Origin of the sequence: Lutibacter flavus (assembly GCF_900188355.1) — a bacterium.
Taxonomy (GTDB): domain Bacteria; phylum Bacteroidota; class Bacteroidia; order Flavobacteriales; family Flavobacteriaceae; genus Lutibacter; species Lutibacter flavus.
On record NZ_FZNX01000004.1, the window covers coordinates 14,520 to 40,540 of the forward strand.

19 protein-coding genes are annotated in these 26,021 nt (G+C 29.1%); 15 read left to right on the plus strand and 4 right to left on the minus strand.

All coding sequences use genetic code 11. The features are described from left to right. Nucleotides 1-30 precede the first annotated feature (30 nt). On the plus strand, nucleotides 31-1,116 hold the full coding sequence (locus tag CHB63_RS11275; RefSeq protein WP_245856937.1) for an ImmA/IrrE family metallo-endopeptidase: 1,086 nt from the start codon (nucleotides 31-33) through the stop codon (nucleotides 1,114-1,116). Continuing rightward, a complete protein-coding gene (locus CHB63_RS11280; RefSeq protein WP_089378586.1) occupies nucleotides 1,116-1,679 on the plus strand; it encodes a DUF4411 family protein in 564 nt (187 codons plus the stop codon). The genes CHB63_RS11275 and CHB63_RS11280 overlap by 1 nt, the downstream gene beginning before the upstream one ends. Nucleotides 1,680-1,796: 117 nt before the next feature. Here CHB63_RS11280 and CHB63_RS11285 read toward each other — a convergent pair whose 3' ends face one another. Both CHB63_RS11285 and CHB63_RS11290 read right to left on the minus strand, forming a co-directional pair. Next, a complete protein-coding gene (locus CHB63_RS11285) occupies nucleotides 1,797-2,579 on the minus strand; it encodes an alpha/beta fold hydrolase (protein ID WP_089378587.1) in 783 nt (260 codons plus the stop codon). A gap of 30 nt (nucleotides 2,580-2,609) precedes the next feature. Next, the gene (locus tag CHB63_RS11290; protein ID WP_089378588.1) at nucleotides 2,610-3,266 is read right to left on the minus strand and encodes a hypothetical protein; all 657 of its coding nucleotides are present in this window, start codon (nucleotides 3,264-3,266) and stop codon (nucleotides 2,610-2,612) included. A 103-nt stretch (nucleotides 3,267-3,369) separates the two neighbouring features. On the opposite strand from CHB63_RS11290, the gene CHB63_RS11295 reads away from it, so the two are divergent. The 6 genes from CHB63_RS11295 (at nucleotide 3,370) to CHB63_RS11320 (ending at nucleotide 12,631) form a co-directional block, all read left to right on the plus strand. After that, nucleotides 3,370-4,692, plus strand: a complete 1,323-nt coding sequence (locus tag CHB63_RS11295) for an aspartate kinase (RefSeq protein WP_089378589.1) — start codon at nucleotides 3,370-3,372, stop codon at nucleotides 4,690-4,692. A 205-nt stretch (nucleotides 4,693-4,897) separates the two neighbouring features. Then, nucleotides 4,898-5,659 (plus strand): hypothetical protein, encoded by a 762-nt coding sequence (locus tag CHB63_RS11300; protein ID WP_089378590.1) that lies wholly within the window; start codon nucleotides 4,898-4,900, stop codon nucleotides 5,657-5,659. Next, nucleotides 5,659-8,415: a TonB-dependent receptor gene (locus CHB63_RS11305; protein ID WP_089378591.1), complete on the plus strand. Its 2,757-nt coding sequence runs from the start codon at nucleotides 5,659-5,661 to the stop codon at nucleotides 8,413-8,415. Before CHB63_RS11300 ends, CHB63_RS11305 begins: the two co-directional genes overlap by 1 nt. 16 nt (nucleotides 8,416-8,431) lie before the next feature. Continuing rightward, complete coding sequence (locus tag CHB63_RS11310; RefSeq protein WP_089378592.1) at nucleotides 8,432-9,634, plus strand: DUF4249 domain-containing protein; 1,203 nt, start codon at nucleotides 8,432-8,434, stop codon at nucleotides 9,632-9,634. A 9-nt stretch (nucleotides 9,635-9,643) separates the two neighbouring features. Continuing rightward, entirely contained in the window at nucleotides 9,644-10,843 is a 1,200-nt protein-coding gene (locus CHB63_RS11315; RefSeq protein WP_089378593.1) for a DUF4249 domain-containing protein, read from the plus strand. A 15-nt stretch (nucleotides 10,844-10,858) separates the two neighbouring features. Further along, entirely contained in the window at nucleotides 10,859-12,631 is a 1,773-nt protein-coding gene (locus CHB63_RS11320; protein ID WP_089378594.1) for a hypothetical protein, read from the plus strand. A gap of 63 nt (nucleotides 12,632-12,694) precedes the next feature. On the opposite strand, the gene CHB63_RS11325 is transcribed toward CHB63_RS11320, so the two are convergent. Next, on the minus strand, nucleotides 12,695-13,987 hold the full coding sequence (locus tag CHB63_RS11325; RefSeq protein WP_089378595.1) for an aminopeptidase P family protein: 1,293 nt from the start codon (nucleotides 13,985-13,987) through the stop codon (nucleotides 12,695-12,697). A gap of 79 nt (nucleotides 13,988-14,066) precedes the next feature. Here CHB63_RS11325 and CHB63_RS11330 point away from each other — a divergent pair, with 79 nt between their 5' ends. The 6 genes from CHB63_RS11330 to CHB63_RS11355 all read left to right on the plus strand — a co-directional run bounded on the left by CHB63_RS11330 (nucleotide 14,067) and on the right by CHB63_RS11355 (nucleotide 21,817). Then, a complete protein-coding gene (locus CHB63_RS11330) occupies nucleotides 14,067-14,921 on the plus strand; it encodes a ChaN family lipoprotein (protein WP_089378596.1) in 855 nt (284 codons plus the stop codon). A gap of 119 nt (nucleotides 14,922-15,040) precedes the next feature. Then, complete coding sequence (locus tag CHB63_RS11335; protein WP_089378597.1) at nucleotides 15,041-16,270, plus strand: PAS domain-containing sensor histidine kinase; 1,230 nt, start codon at nucleotides 15,041-15,043, stop codon at nucleotides 16,268-16,270. Next, nucleotides 16,270-17,328 carry a response regulator gene (locus CHB63_RS11340; protein ID WP_089378598.1) on the plus strand — a complete coding sequence of 353 codons (1,059 nt, stop codon included), beginning with the start codon at nucleotides 16,270-16,272 and terminating at the stop codon, nucleotides 17,326-17,328. The genes CHB63_RS11335 and CHB63_RS11340 overlap by 1 nt, the downstream gene beginning before the upstream one ends. Before the next feature lie 110 nt (nucleotides 17,329-17,438). Next, on the plus strand, nucleotides 17,439-18,284 hold the full coding sequence (locus CHB63_RS11345) for a universal stress protein (protein WP_176420349.1): 846 nt from the start codon (nucleotides 17,439-17,441) through the stop codon (nucleotides 18,282-18,284). 124 nt (nucleotides 18,285-18,408) lie between these two features. Continuing rightward, nucleotides 18,409-21,177 (plus strand): beta propeller repeat protein, encoded by a 2,769-nt coding sequence (locus tag CHB63_RS11350; protein ID WP_089378600.1) that lies wholly within the window; start codon nucleotides 18,409-18,411, stop codon nucleotides 21,175-21,177. A gap of 4 nt (nucleotides 21,178-21,181) precedes the next feature. After that, complete coding sequence (locus CHB63_RS11355; protein WP_089378601.1) at nucleotides 21,182-21,817, plus strand: DUF6973 domain-containing protein; 636 nt, start codon at nucleotides 21,182-21,184, stop codon at nucleotides 21,815-21,817. A 102-nt stretch (nucleotides 21,818-21,919) separates the two neighbouring features. Here CHB63_RS11355 and CHB63_RS11360 read toward each other — a convergent pair whose 3' ends face one another. Continuing rightward, entirely contained in the window at nucleotides 21,920-25,171 is a 3,252-nt protein-coding gene (locus CHB63_RS11360; protein WP_089378602.1) for a WD40/YVTN/BNR-like repeat-containing protein, read from the minus strand. 165 nt (nucleotides 25,172-25,336) lie between these two features. On the opposite strand from CHB63_RS11360, the gene CHB63_RS11365 reads away from it, so the two are divergent. Continuing rightward, entirely contained in the window at nucleotides 25,337-26,011 is a 675-nt protein-coding gene (locus CHB63_RS11365; protein WP_089378603.1) for a succinate dehydrogenase cytochrome b subunit, read from the plus strand. The last annotated feature ends 10 nt before the right edge of the window (nucleotides 26,012-26,021 follow it).

Sequence of the window (26,021 nt, forward strand, 5' to 3'; positions counted from 1 at the left end):
AAGTTATATAGAATAACTTTGAATGAGTTGTTGGACAAAATCAGCGAAGGTCTTAAAAATCCAATAACTAAAAATGATTTATACTCTAGTGAGATTAAAATTAGTCATTTAAAAAAAATTGATAAGATATTTAATAAAGGTCTTGAGTATTATATAAACCCTAAACCTTTAAAGGAAAATAAAGATGCAAGCATCTTTTTCAGAAAAGATAAATTCAATTCGGATTTAAATATTGGAGCAAAAAAAATTGTAAATCAATTTGAGGATTTAAAAAACTCTCTAACTGCAATATCTAAACTTTCTGACGTTCATTTTGAAAGAAAAATTCCAATTTATTCGATAAAGGATAACCCTAGAAAAATTGCAGAAAAAGTTAGGGAATTGTTATATCCTAATGAATTTTCTCCAATTTTAAGAGACTTTTTAAAAGAACTCATATCAAAATTTGCAGAAAACAATATAATGGTATTTGAGTTTATTGAAACTTGGAACAAAAAAGATAGAGCAAACATTAATGGTTTTTACATAAAACCCAATGTAATTGTTTTAAAAAGACAACAAAAGTCATTCAGACGAGAAATTTTCACTTTAATCCACGAGTTAGCTCATTACTTACTTAATGAAGAAGAAATTGAAGAAGTTGATGTTAAATCTATTTCTCAAAAAGATTTAAGTAAAATTGAAAATTGGTGTAATGAGTTTTCTTATTTCTTTTTAGTTGGTAATAACGCTAATATTATTGAGAATTTGAAAAAAGCAGATTCTTCCAATGATTATCACTTTGATTTAATCCAAAGAATCTCAAGAGAAACTAATTTAAGTACATTAGCTCTATATACAAGATTATTATATTCTAGAAAGATTTCATATAAAGGTTATAACAATGTAAAAAAAGAGCTTGATGAACGTTATAGAAAAAAAATAGAGGAAGAAAACAGGAAAAAAGAACTTGATAAACTTTCTGGTATTAAAAGAGGAGGATCTGTTCCAAAACCTATCAATTCTCCATTATTTGTTAACACATTGCAAACAGCATTATACGGAGGAGTAATTAACGAATATGACTTTTGTAAAAAACTGAATATTAAACCTGAAAAAATCGAGCAATATATCTGATGAGATTTATAATTGACACGAGTACTTGGGTTTCTTTAGTTAAATATTACAAACCATTTGATAATAGTTCTGTTATATATGATTTTTTCAAGAAAAAAATCAAAGATGGAGAATTTATTTTATTATCAGAAGTTTCAACAGAATGCTCATACGTATCAAAAAGAATTGTTACAAAAGAATTAGATTTCATAACAAATAAAAAACTTATTACAAAAACAGCAGAATTACTTCCAACTAAAAAATTCTATAATTTATTAGATAATCAATTTTGTAATCAGAATCAAAAAAGATTATTATCTGAAGTTGATATTGAGTCTTTAACTAATGATTTTCTAAAATCAGCTGACTCAAAAATAATTCTAAAAGCTATCGAAATAACGAAAACCTTGGATAATCAGATTACCGTAGTTACTGAAGAAACGAGTTCAAATAATGATAATAAATTATATAAAAAGATTCCTGCCGTCTGTAAAGAATTAAACGTTAATTGTATTGGGTTACCAAAGCTAATTGAAGGATTCAATAAGGAAATTACGGTTAAAATAAAAAATACCAGTGCCTAACAATGGGTGTAAAATATTCCTACATCAATTAAATAGAGTGATTCTTAAAACCAATAATCATAGAAAAATTACGGTTTCAAAATAGCGACTTTCCAAACTCTTATCTGTTAAGAGCAATTAACCACAATTTTTAACAAAAGAAAATAAGGAAGTAATTAGCGCATCTTTGTTTTCAATATGGCTCATATGTCCGTCAGGAAATTCTACAACTTTAACAGTGGTATTTTTGGTTTGATTTATTAAAGTAGAGTATTCTAATGCAGGATCTTGTTTTCCAATTATTAGTTGAATTGGAAATCTTGCCTCTTTATAGATTTTCGTAAGATCCTCTCTAATTTTCATTCCTTCAAGCGCGGCAATAATTCCTTGGGGAGAAATTTTTAAAGCTTCATTTGTTATTTCCTTAATTTCTGCTGGAAAAAGAGCTCTGTTTTTTTCTGAAAACAGCATTGGGATAGCAATTCTAACAAAGGTTTTGTGATTTTGTTTTACTGCTTCAATAGCTCTGTCTCTGTTAATTTTCTTTTCTGCGGAATCAGCAATAGCAGTTGAGTTCATTAAACATAAACCTTTTACATTGTTTGGATATAATTTGGAAAAGGATAACGCAACATAACCACCCATACTGTGTCCAATTAGAACATATCTTCTCAGTTTTAAATGATTTAAAACAGCTTTCACCATTTTGGACTGATCTTCCATAGAATGCACATAACCGTGACTTTCAGTTTTTCCATGACCTAATAAATCAATGCAAATAACTCTATATTTTTTTGAAAGCTCTTGTGATACGGAATTCCACATGGAGCTATTTTCTAAAAAGCCATGTAATAATACAACAGCTTTTCCTTTACCTGTTGAAGTAAAATTAACGATTGTATTTTTATGAAATATCTCCATACTTCAAAATTAGAATTATAAGTTAAGTTATTAATTTTTCAATCCTTTAATGGCTGAAAAAGCTTTATCAACAACTTCATCTTCAACTAAAATAGTGAATTCGTTTGTAGTTGAAACAACCTCATATAAAGCAATACCTTCCCATGCTAAACGCTTAAAAAATTGATAGTATAACCCGGCAATTTTAGTGTTTTCTTTAGGCAAACCAATAGTTATTGCAGATAAATGATCTTGTACTGTTGTGCAATCTTCATTTTTATAACTTTCTTCAATTTTATCTTTTAATGCTGTTGTAATAAGCACATTACTTTCGTGAACTCCACGTGTAAATGTGTAAAAAATATGTGGATCTTCTTTAATAACTTCCAACATTTTTAAATGACTATGAATTAAAGTACTTGAGTTTTTAAATGTATAATCTGAAAGATCTGAACGAACAGTTATATCCCCTAAATTTTGTAAAACCTTATTCAGCTTTATTTTATTAGCCATTTCTTTTGGCGGACTATATCTGCGTAAAGCCATCATAATAGCACCGGACTTCACTGGTTTACGTAACATTTTAGAAATAGGATCTCTAAGTTCTTCAGCCAAGGCGCTGTAGTTTAATATATTTCTAGTTAATGCGTCTTCTAAAAAAGGTTGTGAAACTAAAATTTCTTCCACACAAGTTGCGATTGTTCTCATCTTGTTAAATAGTTAACAGTTTGTGCAAAATTAGTGTATAATTTTTAAATAAACACAATTTGTTGAAAATGATTTTAAATTTGTACACTTAAATACAGAGAAAATGAAAGTTTTAAAATTTGGAGGAACCTCGGTTGGTTCAATAGAAAACATAAAACGTGTTAAAGAAATAATCACGGACGGAGATAAAAAAATAGTGGTACTTTCTGCAATGTCTGGTACAACAAATGCTTTAGTAGAGGTATCTGAATTGATAAAAAGTTGTGCTATTGAAGAAGCTGTTGAGAAATTAGAAAATTTAGCTTCAAAATATAATGATGTTATTGATGAATTGTTTGAAACTTCAAAATTAAAACAAGAAGTAAGCAATTATATAGATCAGGTTTTTGAATTATTAAAATCATTCACGTCAAATAAACATACAGAGTTACTTTATAATAGAATTGTTTCTCAGGGAGAATTGATGTCTACTTATATGTTTACAAAATATTTAAATCAAGAAGGAGTTAATGCAAGATTATTACCTGCATTAAGTTTTATGCGAGTTGATAAAGCAAATGACCCGGATGATTTTTATATTAAACAAAATTTACAACGTATTATTGATGAGGCATTGCCTGCAGAAATATATATAACCCAAGGGTTTATTTGTTTGGATGCCTATGGAAATATTGCAAACTTGCAACGTGGAGGTAGCGATTATACTGCAACAATTATAGGAGCTGTTGTTGAAGCGGATGAGGTTCAAATTTGGACAGATATTGACGGAATGCATAATAACGATCCAAGATTTGTTGAGAATACACATGCCATTTCAAATTTATCTTTTGATGAAGCTGCAGAGTTAGCATATTTTGGAGCTAAAATTTTGCACCCGCAAACAGTAATGCCTGCGAGTGAAGCAAATATTCCTGTAAGACTAAAAAACACGATGGATCCAGGTTCTTATGGAACATTAATTTCACAAGAATATGAAGGTGAGGGCATAAAAGCAATTGCAGCAAAGGATGGAATAACAGCCATAAAAATTAAATCTGCTCGAATGCTTCAGGCGCACGGATTTTTGAAAAAAGTATTTGAAATTTTTGAAAAATATGAAACATCAATTGATATGATTACCACATCGGAAATTGCGGTTTCATTAACAATAGATGATGATAGCAATTTAGATTCAATAGTTGAAGAATTAGAAAAATTTTCTAGAGTTGAGGTAGATAATAATCAAAGTATTATTTGTCTGGTAGGTCATTCAGTAGTTAGACATCAAGAAACACATCGATTATTTCAGGTATTACAAGATATTTCAGTAAGAATGATTTCTTATGGAGGAAGCAATAATAATATTTCTTTATTGGTAAATACGAATGATAAAATTACAGCATTGAAGCGTTTAAATAGTTACATTTTTGAATTTGCTACCTCATAAATTTCTACGATTAAATTTATTGGTTAACAAAAAACTCGAATCATTTGATTCGAGTTTTTTACTTTTTAAGAGGCGCTAAAGTGGTTAATTTTCAGAGCCTTAAAACGGGGTTTGAAAAAACTCATTTAATTTAATATAAAACTAATAAAGTTATGCCCTATTTTATTTATATTTAATCTTAATTTAAATTAATTTTGAATTCTCTATGAAAAAAAAAGTTACTTTACAATATGTGTTAATTCTTTTCTTTTTAATTCAATCTACTACAATTTATAGTCAAATTCATAAGCCGGAACACGAAAACTATTATAAATGGTTTGATGCTATAATTGGTGTTGGTAATACAGGAATTTATAATGGTATTGAGTATGAGAAAAAATATAGAACTTTAGGAGAAAGCCATGAATTTTATATTACTTCACAATTTTTAAATGGAGATATTGTATACGATTCTCAACCTTATTTTAATATTGAGATGAAGTATGATGTTTTTGAAGATGAATTAATAGTTAAACTGCCAAGTCAATATGGTGGAAGTATTATAATTAAGTTGATAAAGGAAAAAATCGATAGTTTTAATATAAACAACAATCGATTTGTTAGAATTTATATAGGAGATAAGGAACAAATATCTGAAATAAACAGGAGTTTTTATCAGGTACTATACCAAAGTAATTATATAAAACTATATAAAAAACATAGAAAAACTAAGTTAGCGCGTTCGGATAAGGATTTTATTTATAATGTTTTTAAAGAGCAAATTGAAAGTTATATTTATTATGACAAAAAATACCACCAAGTGAAATCTAAAGGTGATTTTTTGAGATTATTTCCTGAGCAGAAAAAAAGAATTAATGCTTTTTATAAAAGTAACAAAGTCCTTCGAAAATCAGATAACGATAAATTCCTTATTGAATTATCAAAATATATAGAAAGTTTAATAACATTTAATGACGTACCGAGCTAATGAGAAAAGTAATACTTTTAGTAATTCTTTGTAATTTCCAGTCTTTATTTGCTCAGAATGATATAGAAAAAAAAATATCTCTTCATTTTGAAAATTCAACTAAGCTTGAAGTAATTAAACGCATAGAGGAACTTTCAAATTATAAATTTTATTTTATTGAAGATTGGTTAGATGATAAAACTATTTCTGGTAATTATAATAATGTCAACTTACCAATATTGCTTGATAAAATATTTAATAACACTCTAGTAAATTATTACATAACAGCAGATAATAAAGTAATTCTTACTCTTAACAATTTAATTCATGATTCTTTGCCCGATGGATTTTTTGGCGATTTAAAAGAAAATATTGCTGAGTACGAGGAAACTTCACCTGTTTTTTACAATCAAGAATCTTCTTTAGAAAAATCAGTTGTTGAGACAGTAAGAATTGGTAAAGAGACAAAAGAATCGTTACAAAAAAATTATAAACTTACAGGTTACGTTAAAAATTTAAATACAAATGAGCCAATACCAAATTTAGCTATAGTTGTTCAAAATAAAAATATAAATGCACTTACCAATAACAAGGGTTATTATTCAATACAATTACCGCCTGGAGTAAATTATATTGAGACAAAAGCATTAGGGATTAAAAGTTTAATTAAAAAGGTTATAATTTATAACAATGGAACTTTAAATTTTAATTTAAGAGAGGATTCCGAAATTTTAGATGAAGTAATAATTGAGGCAAACCAAGAGAGAAATGTAAAAGAAGCATTAACAGGTGTAACTCAATTAAAAGTTGAAGAAATAAAAAGTATTCCATTGGTATTAGGAGAACGCGATATATTAAAAGTAGCAACCACAATGCCAGGAATTAAAACGGCTGGTGAAGGATCTTCGGGATATAATGTTAGAGGAGGTAAAGAGGACCAAAATTTAATTCTTTTAGATAATGCGGTTCTTTATAATCCAGCACATTTCTTCGGAATTTTCTCGGCTTTAAATCCATTCACTTCTGGAGATGTAAATATTTATAAAGGTAATATGCCGGCAGAATATGGCGGTAGGTTATCTTCAGTTTTTGAAATAAACACAAAGAACGGAAATAATCAAAACTTTTCTGGAGAGGCATCTCTAGGGCCAGTTACCAGTAATCTTACTTTGGAATTACCAGTAGTAAAAGATAAAGCATCATTAATTGTTGGTGCAAGAGGAACATATTCTGATTGGATTCTAAAATCAATAGACGAAGAGTCAATAAAAAATAGCGAAGCTTCATTTTTTGATATTGTTGCAAAATACAATCATGAAATAAATGATAAGAATAATATAGAAGCAACAGGCTATTACAGCAAAGATGCATTTAGCATTACTTCAGATTCATTATATAGTTATAACAATAGATTATTTTCTTTGAAATGGAATCACAGTTTTAATGATAAAAATTCAGGGAGTTTAATTATTGCCAATAGTGAGTATAGATTTAATATTGATTATGATGGAGAAATAGACAGTGATTTTAATTTAGGATATAAAATAAATGAAACTGAATTAAAATTTAAAATGAAATATATACATAGTGAAAAACATAAATTTGATTATGGAATATCCAGTAAATTATTCTTAGTTAACCCAGGAACCATTGAGCCAAAAGGTACAGAATCTATTGTTGAACAATTCAATATTCCAAAAGAAAAAGCTATTGAGTCAGCAGTATTTATTTCTGATAATTTTAAAGTAAATGAAAAACTATTATTTAATATAGGAATTAGATATTCATTGTATTCATCACTTGGTGAAGCTTCTCAAAGAGTTTATGCCAAAGGATTACCAAGAAATGAAGGTACTGTTAGAGATACTTTGAATTTTGCTAAAAATGAAGTTGCTAAAACTTATGGAGGCCCGGAATTTAGAACATCTGCAAGATACTTTTTGACACCAAGTTTTTCTATTAAAGGAAGTTTTAATAGTACATTTCAATACATACATACGTTATCAAACAACACCACGGTTTCACCAACTGACACGTGGAAACTTTCAGATTTAAATATTAAACCGCAACAGGCAAAGCAGTATTCTTTAGGGTTTTATAAAAATTTAAACGGTAATTTATATGAACTGAGTTTAGAAGGATACTTTAAAAAATCTAAAAATATATTAGATTACAAAGTTGGAGCAGAGCTATTACTTAATGAAAATATTGAAACTGAAGTTTTACAAGGTGAAGGAAAAGCATATGGAGTTGAATTTTTAATTAAGAAAACAAAAGGGAAGTTAAATGGCTGGTTAGGATATAGTTATTCGCGTTCTTTTGTAAAATTGGACAGTGAGTTTGGTGAAGAACGAGTTAATAGTGGTGAATATTTCCCTTCAAATTTTGATAAGCCACATGATTTGAGTTTAATTACCAACTATAAGATAACTAAACGTTATAGTTTTTCTGCGAATTTCACCTACCAAACAGGTAGACCAATTACATATCCTATTGGAAAGTATATTTATAATGGCGAAGAGCGGGTATTATATAGCGATCGGAATAAATTTAGAATTCCTGATTACTATAGATTTGATATTGGGTTTAATGTTGAAGGGAATCATAAAATTAAAAAATTTGCTCATAGTTTTTGGAATATTTCAATTTATAATGTGTTAGGAAGAAACAACCCTTATTCTGTATTTTTTGTAACTGAAAAAGGTAAAATCAAGGCTTATCAAAGTTCAATATTTTCTATACCAATTCCAACAATAACATATAATTTTAAATTTTAATAAAGGAGTATAATTTATGAATTATAGAAAATTACATCTTATATTAATTTTAATTATTGGGATTTATACTAATAGTTGTGTAACGCCATTTGATATTAAAACCATCACTTTTGAGAGTGCTTTGGTAGTAGAAGCGACAATTTCAAATGAAATAAAACAACAAGAAATAAATTTATCCAGAACATTTGATCTTGAAGAAAAAGGTCCTTATACTGAAAGTAATGCAGACGTTATAATTATTGATGACCTTCAAAATATATACAATTTTAATGAAACTACTCCTGGTAAATATATTTCTAATGAGGAATTTGGCGCTGTAGCGAATAGAAATTATCAATTAAAAATAGTAACAAATGAAGGGAAATCATACGCATCTCAACAAACTCAATTAACTAACACTGCTCAAATAGATAAAGTTTATGCTGAAAAATCTGAAGATGGAAAAGGTATAAATATATTTGTAGATAGTTACAACCCCAATGGGAATTCTAGATATTATAGATACGTTTATGAAGAAACTTTTAAAATTATAGCCTCAAAATGGTCATATAGGGATTTGGTTTTAGTATCAAAATATCCGACAATATTTGATTTTGTACCTAGAGATGAAAATAAAAGAAACTGTTATAAAACTATTTATTCCAAAGGTATTATACAAACTGAAACAAATAATTTAATTGATGATAAAGTCACAAAGTTTCATGTTAGACATATCAATAATGATAATTATATTATTTCTCATAGATATAGCATGTTATTAAAACAATATGTACAATCACAAGAAGCATATACATTTTACAAAACACTCGAGGACTTATCTGGTTCTGAAAGTTTACTTTCGCAAAATCAACCAGGATTTGTTAGTGGAAATGTTTTCTCAGAAGATAATTCCAATGAAAAAGTGATTGGTTTTTTTGAGGTTTCATCTGTATCAACAAAGAGAATATTTTTTAGTCCAAAAGATCTTGATTTAATTGTTCCATATCCAAGACCTTATCCTGTACCTTGTCATTTAACAGCTCCTCAACTAAACCCAAGATATGAACTATCATTATTTGAGTATCTCGAATCTGGAAGATTTCTATTTTATGCGAGAAACGGCCCTGGTGCCCCTCCAGTAGATCCGCCTAACGGAGGACCATATATAATGACAGAAATAGCTTGTGGAGATTGCACAGAGATAGGCACAAATATAACACCTGATTTTTGGGTTGAATAAGTAAAAAAAATGAAGGGTAAGAAATATTATATTATATCAATTTTAATTATTGGAATTTTTTTCAATAGCTGCACAGAGCCGTTCGATATTAAATCGATCACTTTTGAGAGTGCTTTAGTAGTTGAAGCAACAATTTCAAATGAATTTAAACATCAAGAAATAAATTTATCCAGAACATTCAATCTAGAAGAAAAAGGGCCTTCTATTGAAAGTAATGCAGTTGTTAAAATTATAGATGACCTTCAAAATATATATAGTTTTCATGAAACTACTCTTGGTAAATATGTTTCTAATGAGGAATTTAGTGCTGTAGATAATAGAAGTTATCAATTGAAAATTATAACAAATGAAGGGAAATCATACGCATCACAACTAACTCAATTAACTAACAGTTCTCAAATAGACAAAGTTTCTGTTGAAAAATCTGAAGATGGAAATGGTGTAAATATATTTGTTGACAGTTACAATCCTGATGGGAATTCGAGATATTATAGATTTGAATATGAAGAAACTTATAAAATTGTTGCTCCTAAATGGTCTATGTGGGATTTAGTTGTTATTTCTGATGTAAAACCTTATGAATTTGATTTCGTTCTAAGAGATGAACAAAAGAGAATTTGTTATAATACAATAGATTCCAAAGGAATTATTTTAACTGAAACAAATAATTTAGTTGATGATAAAATTACAAAGTTTCCAGTTAGATATATCTCTAGAGATAATTACCTAATTTCTCATAGATATAGCATGTTATTAAAGCAATATGTACAGTCACAAGAAGCATTTACATTTTACAAAACACTTAATGATTTATCTGGTTCTGAAAATTTATTTTCTCAAAATCAGCCAGGATTTGTTAGTGGTAATGTTTTCTCAGAAGATAATTCAAATGAAAAAGTGATTGGTTTTTTTGAGGTTTCATCTGTATCAACTAAAAGAATATTTTTTAATCCAAGAGATCTTGATCTTTCTATTCCATTACCAACACCATACCCAACGGATTGTACTCTTATAGCGCCTGAATTAGACCCGAGATATGGTAAATCATTATTCGAATATCTTGATTCAGAAAGTCTGAAATATTTTTACGACAATGATGGTACAGCTGGGCCGGTAATACCAGGAGGTCCATATGTCATGGTCCCAGTAGAATGTGGAGATTGTACAAAGGTGGGAACAAATATTGCACCTGAATTTTGGGTAGAATAATTAAAACAAAATATGATGAAAAAATTTATTTTAATAGCTTTTATTTTACTTCTTGGTGAAAATCATTTGTCATATGGGCAAGTAAAAGTAGAAAATGAGAACTCCTCTATGTATAATGAGATACCTCAGGAAAAATTATTTGCTCACATTAATTCTTCATTTTTACTCACGGGTGAGCATTTACTATATAAAATCTACTGTTTAAATGCAAAAACTGGTAAGCAAAGTGATATAAGTAAAATTGCCTATGTAGAATTAATAAACAGTAATAGAGACTTAATTTTTAAACACAAAGTTAGATTAGATTCGGGGCTTGGTCAGGGAGATTTTTTCATTCCAACATCTGTTTTATCGGGAAATTATAAAATAATTGCATATACACAATGGATGAGAAATGGAGATGAAATTAATTTTTTTATGAATGATATAAGTATAATAAATCCATTTAATGAAAATCAAAATGAAATTATTTATAAGAATGAATTAAATGACATTATTAAAAACAACAAATTAAGTGAATCAAAGAATAAACTTATAAATGAAATTAGTTATAACAGCAGTGATTTAATTAAGTTAAAACTCGAAAAAAGTGACTTTAAGAACAGAGAAAAAGTTATTGTGAAAATAAATACTTTAAACGAAGAAGAACCTTTTGGAAACTATTCAATTTCAGTTCGAAAAAAAGGTCAGATAAAAAATTCTAATTTACTTACAAGTATCACATATACTTCTTCGTTTTCAAAAAATGAAATTTCAAATAGTAAAGATCCTATTTATTTACCAGAAGTAAGGGGAGAGTTGCTTTCAGGAAAAGTTGGTTACATTGACTCAAAGAAATTGGCTTCAAATATAAAAGTAGCGCTTTCAATTCCTGGAAAAGATTATATTTTTAAAATTTCAAACACAAATAATCAGGGAGTTTTCTATTTTAATCTCGATGAGGAATATGAAGGTTCTGATGCAATTATTCAGGTTATAACCAATGAAGGGAAAGACTTAGAAATAATACTTGATAAGCAAAAATCTATAAATTATGGAGATATTAAATTTAATAAATTTCGGATTTCAAAAGAGGAGCATGAGCTAATTTTAAAGCATAGTATATATAATCAAATAGAAAACGCATATTTAGGGGTTAAAAAAGATGTTATTGATGAAATTGAGTCAGATCCTCCATTTTATGGCTCCAGTTTTAAAGAATACTTATTAGATGATTATACAAGGTTTCCAACAATAAAAGAAACAATTATTGAAATTGTTGATTTTATTTATATAAAGCATAAAAAAGGAAAAAATACTTTAGGTGTCATTGGGACTAAAGAAAATTATGATTCGGGTTTATTACCTTTGGTTTTATTAGATGGGCAATTAATTCAAGATCATGAAAAACTTCTGGATTTTAATGCCAAGAAAGTAAAAAAAATAAATGTAGTAAATGAAAAATATAGTTATGGATCACAATTATTTGAGGGTGTTATTTCCATTGAAACCATTGAGGGAAATTTTGAAAATAGTTATTCGGTAAGCAATTTAAAAATGATTAAATTATTTAAGCCATTGCAAACAAAAAGCTATTTTAAGCAAGTTTATGATAATACTGATAAATTTGCACGCATACCTGATTATAGAAATCAATTACTCTGGCAACCTAATTTTTATTTGAATAAAAAAGAAGAATCTATCACCTTTTTCACATCTGATAATAAAGGAGATTATGAAATTTGTTTGGAGGGTTTTACAAAGGAAGGTATGCCTGTTTCATTAAGAGAAACATTTAGTGTAAAATAATAAAAATTAGAAATAACAAAAAACTCGAATCATTTGATTCGAGTTTTTAATTTTTTATAGGATCTAAGAATTCATCAATTCTTCAATTTCTTCAATTTCAACAGGAATATTTTTCATTAAATTAATTGGTTCTCCTGTTTTTTGGATTACAACATCATCTTCAATTCTAATTCCCATTTTTTCTTCAGGAATGTATATTCCAGGCTCAACAGTGAATACCATATTTGCTTCCATTGGCATTTTTAATGCGCCATAATCATGAGTATCTAAACCTAAATGATGTGATGTTCCGTGCATAAAATATTTTTTATATGCCGGCCAATTTGGGTCTTCATTTTGCACATCGGCTTTAGAAATTAACCCCAAACCTAACAATTCAGAAGTCATTATTTTACCAACTTCTTTGTGATATCCAGCCCAATAATTTCCTGGAACTAACATTTTTGTTGCTTCATTCTTAACTCTTAAAACAGCCTCATAAATTTCTTTTTGTCTGTCAGTGAATCTACCATTTACTGGAATTGTTCTGGTCATATCACTTGAGTAATTTGCGTACTCAGCTCCAACATCCAATAAAAGCATATCTCCATCTCTACATTCTTTATTGTTTTCAATATAATGTAAAACACAAGCGCTATAACCTGATGCAATAATTGGAGTGTAAGCAAAACCTTTTGATCGATTTCTTAAGAATTCGTGCATAAATTCAGCTTCTATTTCAAATTCCATAATTCCAGGTTTTACAAATGGTAAAATTCGTCTAAAACCTTTGTTAGTAATTTTACAAGCAGTTTGAATTTGGTCGATTTCTTCAGGTTCTTTTACGCCTCTAATTTGTTGTAAAATCTGTCCGCTTTTTTCCCATTTGTGCGCAGGAAAATCGTTTTTGCATTTCTTAATAAAACGATCTTCTCTTGTTTCAATTTCAACTGATTGTCTGTAATGTTCATTAGTATTAAAATAAACAGTTTCAGCCTCAGTCATTAAATCATAAAATATTTTTTTAAATTCTGACAACCAATAAACAGTTTTTATTCCGGAAACCTCAATGGCTTCATCTTTAGAATATTTTGCTCCATACCAAATAGCAATATGTTCATTTGTTTCAGTTAAAAATAAAATTTCTCTATGATTTGGATCAATAGCATCTGGGAAAAGTAATAAAATACTTTCTTCTTGATCAGCACCACTTAAATAAAATAAATCACGACTTTGTTCAAATGGCATAGTACTATCAGCACCAGTTGTAAAAGTATCATTTGAATTAAAAACAGCAATTGATTTAGATTTCATTTGAGCAGTAAATTTTGCTCTATTTTTAATATAAAGTTGATTGTTAATTGGAAAGTATTTCATAATTTAAAATTTATTGTCATATTTAGTAACAAAGTTATAAATTTGCTTATAACCAAACCGTATTTAATCAATATTTTTTATGCAAAAACTAATAGTATTTCTGCTTGTTATTTTGTTTTCAACTGTAATTTATTCACAGAAAAAAGAAGCTTATAGATTGTACAATGCAAAAGGGAGTAAGGTTTCTTATAATAAAATGATCGATAAAATGAATAAAGCTGACATTGTTTTATTTGGAGAACATCATAACAATCCAATTGTTCACTGGTTGCAATACGAAACTACAAAAGATTTAAGCAAAAAAAGAAGTTTAACAATGGGTGCAGAAATGTTTGAGGCAGACAACCAGTCTCAATTAAATGCATATCTAGTTGGTGAGATAGATCAAAAAGCATTTGATACTGTTGCCAGACTATGGAATAATTATTCAACAGATTATAAGCCGTTAGTCGATTTTGCCAAAACAAAAAACATAAAATTTGTTGCTACAAATGTACCTAGAAGATTTGCCAGTTTAGTTTTTAAAGGTGGTTTTGAGGTTCTAGAAGAACTTTCTGATGAAGAAAAATCTTGGATGGCTCCTTTGCCAATAAGTTATGATGCAACTTTACCGGGATATGTAAAAATGAAAGAAATGATGGGTGGTCATGGTGGTGATAATTTGCCAAAGGCTCAGGCAATTAAAGATGCAACAATGGGCTACTTTATTTTAAAAAACAGAGAAAATAATAAATTGTTTATTCATTATAATGGTTCATACCATTCTGATGATTATGAAGGTATAAATTGGTACCTTAACCGAGGGGATAGCAATTTAAAAATTGTTTCTGTAAGTGTAGTTGAACAGGAAAATGTTAAAAAATTTAATAAAGAGAATAAATTAAAAGCAGATTTTATTATTGTTGTTCCAACTTCTATGACAAAGACTTATTAAGGTTTTTAAAGACTATTAACAATTTAATCTGCTGAATTGTTTTAATTTTTCATTTAAAAAATTGAAATTCATAAAAATTTAGTATTTTCGAAATTACTATAAACTAAAAAAATATTCCTTTGCCTAATTTATTTCATGAAAACGAATTTGTTTTTAATGTCCTATTTGAAGCAGTTTCTGAAGGTGTTGTTGTTGTTGATGGAAATCAAACAATTGTAGCAACAAATAAAGCTGCTGAAAAAATGTTTGGATATGCTAAAGATGAATTAAGAACTCAGCAATTACAAATATTGATTCCTCCTAATTATCATCCAACTCATGGTGGTCATTTTAAAAAATATTATAAGGACCCCACAACCAGGCAAATGGGTCATAAAAGGGAATTATATGGTGCAAAAAAAAATGGAGACAAATTTCCGGTAGAGGTGGGGTTAAATCCGTTTGAAATAAACAATAAAAAATATGTAATGTCTATTGTTATTGATATTACTGTACGAAAAGGGGCTGAAGATAAAATTATTGAGTTAAATAAGTTGTTAGAAGGAAAAATATCTGAAAGAACTAGTGAGCTGAATAAAACAGTATCAAACCTTCAAAATGAAATTAACAAGAGGGTAAAAGCTGAATCTAAGCTAATAAGTGCCTTAAAAAAAGAAAAGGAGCTTAATGAATTAAAAACTAAATTTTTATCATTAGTGTCCCATGAATTTAAAACCCCTTTGAGTGGAGTTTTAAATGCAGCAATTTTAGTTGGAAAATACAAACTGACTGAAATGCAAGATAAAAGAGAGAAACATTTACTTACAATTAAAAATAAAGTACACTATTTAGATGGAATTTTAAATGATTTTTTATCTATAGAAAGGTTAGAATCCGGAAAAGTTAACTATAAATTTAGCAGTTTTAAACTGAGTAAAGTGGTAAATGAAGTTATTTACAATGCTAACTTAATGTTAAAAAATGGACAATATATTATATATCCAAAAAACATAGATAATCTTGATCTATATCAAGATGAAAAAATTTTGGAATTGGTACTTTCAAATATATTAAATAACGCAATTAAATATTCGCCTGAAAATACTCAAATCGATTTTAAAATTACTCCAGGCCCAAAAATTATAGTATTTGAGATAAAAGATCAAGGAATTGGAATTCCACCAAAAGATCAAAAACATATTTTTAATCGATATTTTAGAGCAGAAAATGCTTTAACAAACCAAGGGACTGGAATAGGTTTAAATATTGTGAAAACACATTTAGAAAGTTTGGGCGGCTCAGTAATGTTTAAAAGCATACATAATGAAGGAACAACTTTTACTGTAAAATTACCCTTAAATAATAAATAATGAAAAAAATATTACTAATAGAAGACGATATTATATTAAGAGAAACAACTGCAGAAATTTTAGAATTAGAAAATTATAAAGTTGTGACTGCGGCTAATGGTAAAAGAGGTGCGGAACAGGCTAGAATAATGCTTCCTGACTTGATTATTTGTGATATTATGATGCCGGAAATGGATGGATATGATGTATTTAAATTATTATCCGAAGATGAGAAAACTAAGAGAATTCCATTTATTTTTATGTCGGCTAAAACAGAAATAAAAGACATAAGAAGGGGAATGGACCTAGGTGCAGATGATTATTTAACCAAACCAGTTGAAGAGGAACAATTGTTAAGTGCAATTGAAAGTAGATTGGCCAAATCGGAACTTTTAAATGAAGAATTGATTGTTGAAGAAACTTTTGAAGAAAATGAGAATTCTTTTGAAAATATTAAAAGCATAGAAGATCTTAAAAATTATTTTTGTGACTTTGGCGAGACCAAAGTTTATAAAAAGGGAGCATTTATTTATAAGGAAAATGAAAATTCAAATTTTGTTTATCTAGTTTATAAAGGAAAAGTTAAAGGAGTTAAAATTGACGAATTTGGAAAAGAATTAATAATGACCATTCATAAAGATGATGATTTATTTGGGTTTTCAGCAATTTTTGATCATTCAAGAAATTATGAGTCGGCAATTACAATGGAAAAAGCTGAGGTAATGGTCGTTCCAAAAAAGATTGTACAAGAAATATTGCAAAATAATTTCAACCTTTCTTTAAATATTCTTCATTTAATTAATGAACATTTGTATGAAGTAAAAGATCAATTATTACAAATGGCCTTTGGCTCTATGCGAAGAAAAACAGCTAAAACCATTTTAAAATTTGCAAATAAGATGCGACATAAACCTTCAACAAGTATTAATATTTCTCGTCGTGATCTCGCAAGCGTTGCAGGAATTGCAACTGAAAGTTTGATACGGACTTTAACCGATTTAAAAAAAGAAGGAGTAATTGAAATTGAAGGAAGAAATATTAGAATTGTTGATATTGAAAGGTTAGAGTCTATTTATTAACTTTTTTATAAAGAATTATTCAAAGTAACTTGGTGAATACAACATTTCACTGATTTATGTCATTTATTATTAATACTACATTATATATTTTTGTACTATTAATAAATAGGATGAAAAACATATTAATTTTAACGGATTTTTCTGAGAAATCTTGGAATTCAATTTTATACGCACTTGGTTTATTTCAAAAAGAGCGTTGTAATTTTTTTGTTCTCAATGCAGGCATTAGAGATGAAAATGAAATTCAGGAAACTGGTTATAATCAATTAGAATTGGTTCATGTTAGAAATAAACGAGATGTAAAAAGAGAGTTTGATAAATTAATTAAAAGAATTGATTCCTTAACTCTAAAAAATGGACATCATTTTTATCCAGTTATTGAAGATGATAATATTATTGAAGCAACTAGAAAACAAGTTAAAGATAAGGATATAGATTTAATTGTAATTGGAGCTGATGATATGTCATTAAAAGGAAAATTAAATAAAAACTCCATATCTGAGGATGTAATTACTAAAGTAAAATGTTCTGTTTTAGTTGTTCCAAAAAAAGCGAAGTTTAATGGTTTAGAAGAGATTGGTTTTCCAACGGACTACACCAATTTTTATGAAGCTAAATTATTTGAGGAATTGATAAGCAAAGTTAGTTGTTGTGATTCTGCTCTTAAATTTTTGCATTTATGTAAAAAGAAAGAAGTACTTAATAAAGAGCAAAAGTGGAATAAAGAAACATTACATGATTATTTTATTGATGAGGAACATAGTTTTCATTCTGAGACAAATAAAAATCTTGAAGAATCATTAGAGTATTTCATAGATTCTATGGGGATTAACCTTATCGTATTGGCTGCAAAAAATCTTAATTTGTTGGAGCAGATTTTATTTAGACCAAAAATAGAAGACTTAAATTATTATTCTAGCACACCATTTCTTGCGCTTCACCAATCAAATAAATAATTGGGGCTCCTTAAGTTTCTTAAAATTCAAAGTGTTTAGTTTTTCCCTTTAATTTTTATTATTAAATTTGAGATAATCTTATTTTAATTTTATTAATTTTTTTCACTTAACACAATCATTTGAAATGAAAAACCTAGCACTTTTATTAAGTTTTCTGTTTTTATCTTTAAATATAAATGCACAAAATTCTTTAGTTAAAAACATACCTTTTACAAATATTGGCCCATCAATTATGAGTGGTAGAATTGTTGATGTGGCGGTAAACCCAAATAATTCAAATGAGTTTTATGTAGCATATGCTTCTGGTGGCTTATGGTACACAACAAATAACGGAACTTCATTTATACCAGTGTTAGATAATTCACCAACTTTAAATATAGGCGATATTGATGTTCATTGGGAAACCGAGACTATTTGGGTTGGAACAGGAGAGAGCAATTCTTCTCGTTCATCGTATGCGGGTATTGGAATTTTGAAAAGCACCAATAAAGGTAAAAATTGGACAAATGTTGGGTTGACAGATTCTCAGCATGTCGGTAGAATTATAATTAATAAAAATAATCCAAACGAAGTTGTTGTCGGAGTTATAGGGCATTTATATACGCCAAATGAGGAACGCGGAATTTTTAAAACCGTTGATGGAGGTAAAACTTGGAGTAATACTTTATTTATTAATGAAAACACAGGTATTATTGATGTTAGTGTTTCACCAACAAATTCAAAAATAATGTATGCTGCTTCGTGGGAAAGAAATAGAAAAGCTTGGAATTTTACTGGAAATGGAGAAGGTTCAGCCATTTATAAAAGTATAGATGTGGGTTCAACATGGGAGAAAATTACAACTGAAAAAAGTGGATTTCCAACAGGAAATGGTATTGGTAGAATTGGGTTAGCAACTTTTAATGATAACACAATTTATGCTTTGTTAGACAATCAGTTTATGCGGCCGGAAAAAGAAAAAAAGAAAGAAGAAGGTCTAAGTAAAGATGATTTCAGAAAAATGAATAAAGATGATTTTTTGAAATTAGATGATCAAATGCTTAACGACTATTTAAAAAATAATGGATTCGATAAAAAACATTCAGCAAAATCGGTAAAAACCTCAATTATAAAAAACAAGATAATTCCAAGTGATTTGGCAACTTATTTAGAAGATGCAAATTTTGTGCTATTAAATTCTGAAGTGATTGGTGCTGAGGTGTATAAATCTGTTGATGGTGGAAAAAGTTGGAGCAAAACCCACGAAGATTATTTAGATGGAGTTTATAGTTCTTATGGGTATTATTTTGGAATTATTGCAGTAAATACTTCAAATGAAAATAAAATATATATTGGAGGAGTTCCTCTTTTAAAATCGGATGATGGCGGAAAAACATTTACGTCAATGGGAAAAGAAAATGTGCATTCAGATCATCAGGCGCTTTGGGTAAATTCCAAATTAGAAGGTCATGTGATTAACGGAAACGACGGTGGTTTAAATATTACTTTTGATGATGGTGAAAATTGGACCAAAAATAATTCTCCTGCTGTTGGTCAATTTTACAATATAAATGTAGACAATCAAAAACCATATAATGTTTATGGGGGTTTGCAAGATAATGGAGTTTGGTATGGCCCAAGTAATTACGTTGCTTCAAAACGTTGGGAAAGCAGCGGAGAATATCCATATAAAAGTATTGGTGGAGGTGATGGAATGCAGGTTCAAATTGATAGCAGAGACAATAATATAGTGTATTCGGGTTCTCAATTTGGATATTATTATCGTGTTAATTTAAAAACAGATGATTATTTAAGGATTCATCCAAAACACGAATTAGGTGATTCACCATACCGTTATAATTGGCAAACACCAATATTGTTATCTTCTCATAATCAAGATATTTTATATATGGGCGCCAATAAATTATTGCGTTCAATGGATAAAGGAGTAACTTTTGACGTTATTTCAAATGATTTAACAACAGGAGGTAAAAAAGGAAATGTACCCTATGGAACCTTAACAACAATTTCTGAAAGTCCTTTTCAATTTGGTTTTATTTATGTTGGAAGTGATGATGGATATATAAATATTACCGAAAATAGTGGTGCTACTTGGAATAGAATTTCAAATGATTTACCTCAAGGGCTTTGGGTTTCTAGAATAATTGCTTCTCAGCATGAAAAAGACAGAGTTTATGTTACTTTAAACGGTTATAGAGATGATAATTTTAAGCCTTATGTTTTTTTAAGTGAAGACAAAGGTGCCAATTGGAAAAGCATTGGAAATCAGCTACCTAATTATGCTGTAAACGTAATTAAAGAAGATCCTGCAGATGAGAATGTTTTATATTTAGGAACAGATAACGAGTTATATGTTTCTTTTGATAAAGGTGAAAACTGGCAGTTATTTTCAAATGGAATTCCAAAAGTTGCTGTTCACGATTTAGTTATTCAATCGGAAGCGAAAGATTTGGTTGTCGGTACTCATGGCCGTTCTATATATAAGGCAAACATTGCTCCATTACAGGAATTTAATAAAGTTAAAAATGATGCTGTTGCAATTTTTGAAATCCCTTCAATCAGATTTTCACCAAGATGGGGAAGTGGCTGGAGCAAATGGTCTAAACCAAATGAGCCAAGCCAAACAATTTCTTATTATGTTTCAAATCCAGGTAATTATAAAGTTGATGTTTTAGCAGAAGACAATTCTAAACTTAATAGTTTTTCGGTTGAAGCAACTAAGGGGTTTAATGAGTTTAAAAACGATATAACTGTAACCAAAAAAAGTTTAAAAAGTTATTTTGATAAGAAAAATATTGAGATTAAAGAAGCTCAAAACGGTGTTTTTTACTTGCCTAAAGGAAGCTATTTTATAAAAATTGGGGATGTTAAAAAACCATTTGAAGTGAAATAGAAAAATGAAAAAGCATCTAATAATTCTTTTACTCTTAATTTTTTATAATCAATTATTCGCACAAACAAATTGGGAACGATTTAGGAAAGAGTCTTGTCCAATAAAAACATGGGTTTTATTACATCCGTTTAAAGCTAAAAAAGCATTGTTAATTTCAAAAGAAGCAATAAAAATAACTGATTCAATTGCTGAAACCAATTTGTTAGATAAAGATGGTTCTGGAGGACAAGTAGATGCTTTTAGACACGCATATTGGATGGCTAAATTACATCAGGAAATTGGTAGAAACGCTGCCCGTAATTTGGGTAAAGCTCATGAAAGAGATAATTATAAATCATTTAAGAAAGGGCATTTTGAAGATGGGACTTATCCAGACTATGCATCAAAAAAAATGGATTTATATAATAATAAAATTGGTTTAACTTTTTCAGTAAAAAACGATACTAGATCTAATGTTGGACTTATTTATAAAATAATAAATGCCATTAAAAAAGGGGATTTAAAAGTTATAAAAAAAGATACAAAGGGAAATTATTTAACTTGTAATAATGAACAAATCTCTATTCAAGAGTTAAATAAATGGAAAAATAAAAAATGTTTGGTTTATTCAAATTACAAGCATTATTTACTCCAAAATTAAATTGTAAACATTTTTGTCATATTCAGCTTGTCGAAATATCATTATTAAAAGAAAATAAACTTCGACAAGCTGAATATGATTTAAATATATGAAACCAACTTTTTAATATTTCAATTCTTCTAATTCTTCAAAAGGAGAAAGTGATAATTTTTCAACTGATGTTTTATAATTTACCCAATCTGTTTTATAGAATTCGTTAATTTTTGAAATTACAGCACCTACTTTTTCATCTGCATTTTTCATTAAGGTTGTTTCAGTTGTGCCAGGATTTTGTAATAAAGATCTAATATATCTGCTTGCTGAATATAAATAAGAAACATTACTAGGGAATTCTGTTGCAGTAATTCCTTGGCGTTTATCTTCTTTGCCAAGCATTTCGTCAAGTAAACCATCTATTCTCTTTAAAACTTCTGTATGAGATTTAAGTATGTCCTTGTATTTTTCTTTATTCTTTTGAGCTTTAATCCTTTTTTGGTAGTCTGAAACAATTTCTTTTGAAGCTAATAACCTTTGGGTTGCTTTTCCTGCAACATCCATTTTATCTTCAAGTTGTTTTAGCATATCATATTGATTTTTTAAAACTTCAAAAGGCATTTCAACTCTTGGATCGTAAGCAACTTCTATTTTTTCTTCCGCTGTTTGATTTCCGTAATGAAGTTTAATTTTATATGAACCAGGTAAAACTGTAACCCCTCTTCTTTCTTGAGCATTTTCACGTGCTTTTCTTCTAGATGGTCTTTGTTTTCCTTTTTCACCTAAATACCAATACATTCTGTGAACGCCATTTTCTTCAGGAGCTTTTCTTTTTATTGTACGAATTAATTCATTTTTATCATTAAAGACTTGAAAAATAATTGAATCATATTTTACAGCAGGTTTTTCTGATTTTGCTTCAACAGTTTTTGCTGCTTTTTTCGATTTTTTTTCTTTTTTTGAAGCAGTTTTAGTTTCTTTTTTATGTTCAGGATTGTTAATGCTATACGTTATCATTGCACCTTGAGCTCTATTTTCACCATTATAAATGGCATTAGCTCCAAACCTGGTTCCTGATGGTTGTTGTGTTTGAGTTAGAAATGCAGCAGGAGGAGTAAATAAATACAAAGTTTTGTCCAATACTTCTTTTCCTTCTTTTGCGAGTGCTCTAAGTGGTCTAATATCATCCAAAATATAAACTGCTCTACCAAAAGTACCAATTATTAAATCGTGCTCACGAGGATGAATTGCTAAATCCATTGTAGAAACATTTGGAAAACTATTATTCCATTTTGTCCAGGTTTTACCTTCATCAATACTAATATGCAATCCGTATTCGGTACCTAAAAACAACAAATTAGTTTCTTCTAGATCTTGAATTACGGAAAGGGCGTATCCAAAAGTTTCATCTTTCCCTTCTAATAAATTTACCCAGGTTTTACCAAAATCACGTGTTCTGTATAAATAAGGATTAAAATCGAATTGACGGTAATTATTAACAACTACATAAGCTTCTCCTTTGTTAAATTTTGAAGCTCTAATTTGCGCAACCCAACTTCCTTCTGGCATTCCTTTAATGTTTTTTGAAACATTTTCCCAAGTTTTTCCGCCATCTTGAGTTAATTGAATATTTCCATCATCTGTACCAGCCCAAATTAAGTTTTCATCAAATGTACTTGGTTCAATGGCTAAAATTGTACAATGATTTTCTGCACCTGTAGCATCCATAGTAATTCCGCCACTTTCATGTTGTTTCTGCTTATCCGGGTTATTTGTTGTTAAATCCGGTGAGATAATTTCCCAGATATGTCCTTTGTCTATTGACTTGTGTACAAACTGACTTCCAAAATAAATAGTCTCATTATCAATAGGATTCATTGAAATAGCAGAATTCCAATTGAATCTTAGTTTTACATCAGCATCTGGATGTGTAGGTCTAATTCCTTTTGCATTTCCAGTAACTCTATCATATCTTCCAACATTACCTTGTTGAGACATTGCATAACCAAATCTTGCATCTTTTGGATCTGGAACTACATCAAAACCATCCCCAAACATTAATTCTTGCCAATAGGAATTACGTATTCCTTGATCTTTTAATACGTATGCTGGTCCAACCCAAGAGCCGTTATCTTGTAATCCGCCATAAACATTATATGGAAATTCATTATCAACACTAATATGGTAAAATTGAGCGACAGGGATATTTTCAGCAAAACGCCAAGTTTTACCTTTATCACGTGTAATATTTAAACCACCATCGTTTCCGTCAATCATATAATTTGGATCTTCAGGATGAATCCACCAGGCGTGATGATCTGGGTGGACCCCAACAGATGTTCCATAAGCAGGCATTAATTGAGTAAAGGATTTTCCGCCATCGTCACTTACATTTATATAGGTAAATACTGAATAAATTCGGTTTTCGTTTTTTGAATCTACATGAATGTCTGAATAATAAAAAGGTCTGTTTCCAATTCCTCCAGAGCCTCTTCCACTTGATTTGTCATTTATCATTTTCCATTTAATCCCGCCATCTTCAGATTTATAAAGTGCATTTTTTTTAGCTTCTACTAATGCATAAATAAATTTTGGATTACTTGGTGCAATTGCTAGTCCGATTCTACCTAAATTTCCTTTTGGCAAACCATCTTTATCACTTAATTTTTTCCAATTATCACCACCATCATAAGTAATGTAAATCCCAGAGCCTTCTCCACCAGAGTTAAAAGTCCAAGGTTTGCGTCTATGTTCCCACATAGAAGCAATTAGTTTATTTGGGTTAGTTGGGTCAACTACTAAATCTGCACAACCAGTTTTGTTATTTACAAATAAAGAGTTGCTCCAGGTTTTACCGCCATCAGTTGTTTTAAAAACACCACGCTCCGGATGTTCGCCCCAAGGAGATCCAATTGCGCCAACATAAACTGTATTTGGATTGTCTTTATCAATAATTATTCTATGAATATTTCTGGTTTTTTCTAATCCTACGGACTTCCAGGTCTTACCAGCATCCAAGCTTTTATAAAGTCCATAACCTCCTGTTAAACTATTTCGAGGATTTCCTTCGCCAGTTCCCGCCCAAACAACATCGGAATTACTCTGTTGAATTGCAACGGCACCAATTGAGAGATTATTTTGTTTATCAAAAATAGGAGTCCAATCAACACCACCACTTTCAGATTTCCACAAGCCTCCGGAAGCTGTTCCGGCATAAATTATTTCGGGACTTTTATTAACTACATCAATAGCAGTAACCCTTCCGCTCATTCCAGCTGGACCAATAGATCTGGTTTTTATATTTTTTAATTTTTCGAAATCAATTTGTTGAGATGAAAGTGAAATTGAAAACACTAAAAATAATAGTGATAATTTTTTCATGATTGATTGTTTGAGAATTTTAGAATCTACTAATTTATAATTTTTTAGAATAGCTTATCAAAGAATTTCTTTTTATAATCATTCTAAATAAACAATAAGGTCAATTTATCTTTTAATACAAAAAATGAAAATGTTATATTTGCTTCTTTAAAAAAAGAATAAAAAATGAGCGTTTTATCATCATCAATTGCAAGGAAAGTAGCTATGGCTTTGTCAGCACTTTTCCTTATCATTTTCTTAGTTATTCATTTAGCGGTTAATTTAACTTCATTATTTAGTGAGGACGTTTTTAATGAAATGTCACATTTTATGGGTACAAATCCTTTAATTCAGTTTGCTATGCAACCTGTATTAATATTTGGAGTTGTATTTCATTTTGTAATGGGATTTGTTTTGGAACTAAGGAATAAAAGAGCAAGAAATGTAAAATATGCGAAATTTAATGGTGCTGCAAGTGCTTCTTGGATATCAAGAAACATGGTTTACAGCGGTGCTGCTATTTTAGCATTTATTGTATTGCACTTTATCGATTTTTGGATTCCAGAAATTAACACTAAATATATCTTAGGTGATATGAGTGGTGTTTTACCTGGAGAAGAAGGTTATCGTTATTTCGAAGAACTACAACACAAATTTGTAAATCCGTTAAGAGTTGGTGCATATGTAGTAGCATTTATTTTCTTAGGCTTGCATTTGGCACATGGTTTTCAATCAGCATTTCAATCAATGGGTTTTAACAATAAATACACAAAATGCGTGAAAAATTTAGGAACTATTTATTCAATAGTAATTCCTCTAGGATTTATCATTATTGCATTGTGTCACCATTTTAACCATTAATCTTAGAAGA

Bases quoted from the DNA above. Each gene is read 5' to 3' on its own strand.
- CHB63_RS11280 (WP_089378586.1), top strand. From the start codon at position 1,116: ATGAGATTTATAATTGACACGAGTACTTGGGTTTCTTTAGTTAAATAT.
- CHB63_RS11285 (WP_089378587.1), bottom strand. From the start codon at position 2,579: ATGGAGATATTTCATAAAAATACAATCGTTAATTTTACTTCAACAGGT.
- CHB63_RS11290 (WP_089378588.1), bottom strand. From the start codon at position 3,266: ATGAGAACAATCGCAACTTGTGTGGAAGAAATTTTAGTTTCACAACCT.
- CHB63_RS11295 (WP_089378589.1), top strand. From the start codon at position 3,370: ATGAAAGTTTTAAAATTTGGAGGAACCTCGGTTGGTTCAATAGAAAAC.
- CHB63_RS11300 (WP_089378590.1), top strand. From the start codon at position 4,898: ATGAAAAAAAAAGTTACTTTACAATATGTGTTAATTCTTTTCTTTTTA.
- CHB63_RS11305 (WP_089378591.1), top strand. From the start codon at position 5,659: ATGAGAAAAGTAATACTTTTAGTAATTCTTTGTAATTTCCAGTCTTTA.
- CHB63_RS11310 (WP_089378592.1), top strand. From the start codon at position 8,432: ATGAATTATAGAAAATTACATCTTATATTAATTTTAATTATTGGGATT.
- CHB63_RS11315 (WP_089378593.1), top strand. From the start codon at position 9,644: ATGAAGGGTAAGAAATATTATATTATATCAATTTTAATTATTGGAATT.
- CHB63_RS11320 (WP_089378594.1), top strand. From the start codon at position 10,859: ATGAAAAAATTTATTTTAATAGCTTTTATTTTACTTCTTGGTGAAAAT.
- CHB63_RS11325 (WP_089378595.1), bottom strand. From the start codon at position 13,987: ATGAAATACTTTCCAATTAACAATCAACTTTATATTAAAAATAGAGCA.
- CHB63_RS11330 (WP_089378596.1), top strand. From the start codon at position 14,067: ATGCAAAAACTAATAGTATTTCTGCTTGTTATTTTGTTTTCAACTGTA.
- CHB63_RS11340 (WP_089378598.1), top strand. From the start codon at position 16,270: ATGAAAAAAATATTACTAATAGAAGACGATATTATATTAAGAGAAACA.
- CHB63_RS11345 (WP_176420349.1), top strand. From the start codon at position 17,439: ATGAAAAACATATTAATTTTAACGGATTTTTCTGAGAAATCTTGGAAT.
- CHB63_RS11350 (WP_089378600.1), top strand. From the start codon at position 18,409: ATGAAAAACCTAGCACTTTTATTAAGTTTTCTGTTTTTATCTTTAAAT.
- CHB63_RS11355 (WP_089378601.1), top strand. From the start codon at position 21,182: ATGAAAAAGCATCTAATAATTCTTTTACTCTTAATTTTTTATAATCAA.
- CHB63_RS11360 (WP_089378602.1), bottom strand. From the start codon at position 25,171: ATGAAAAAATTATCACTATTATTTTTAGTGTTTTCAATTTCACTTTCA.
- CHB63_RS11365 (WP_089378603.1), top strand. From the start codon at position 25,337: ATGAGCGTTTTATCATCATCAATTGCAAGGAAAGTAGCTATGGCTTTG.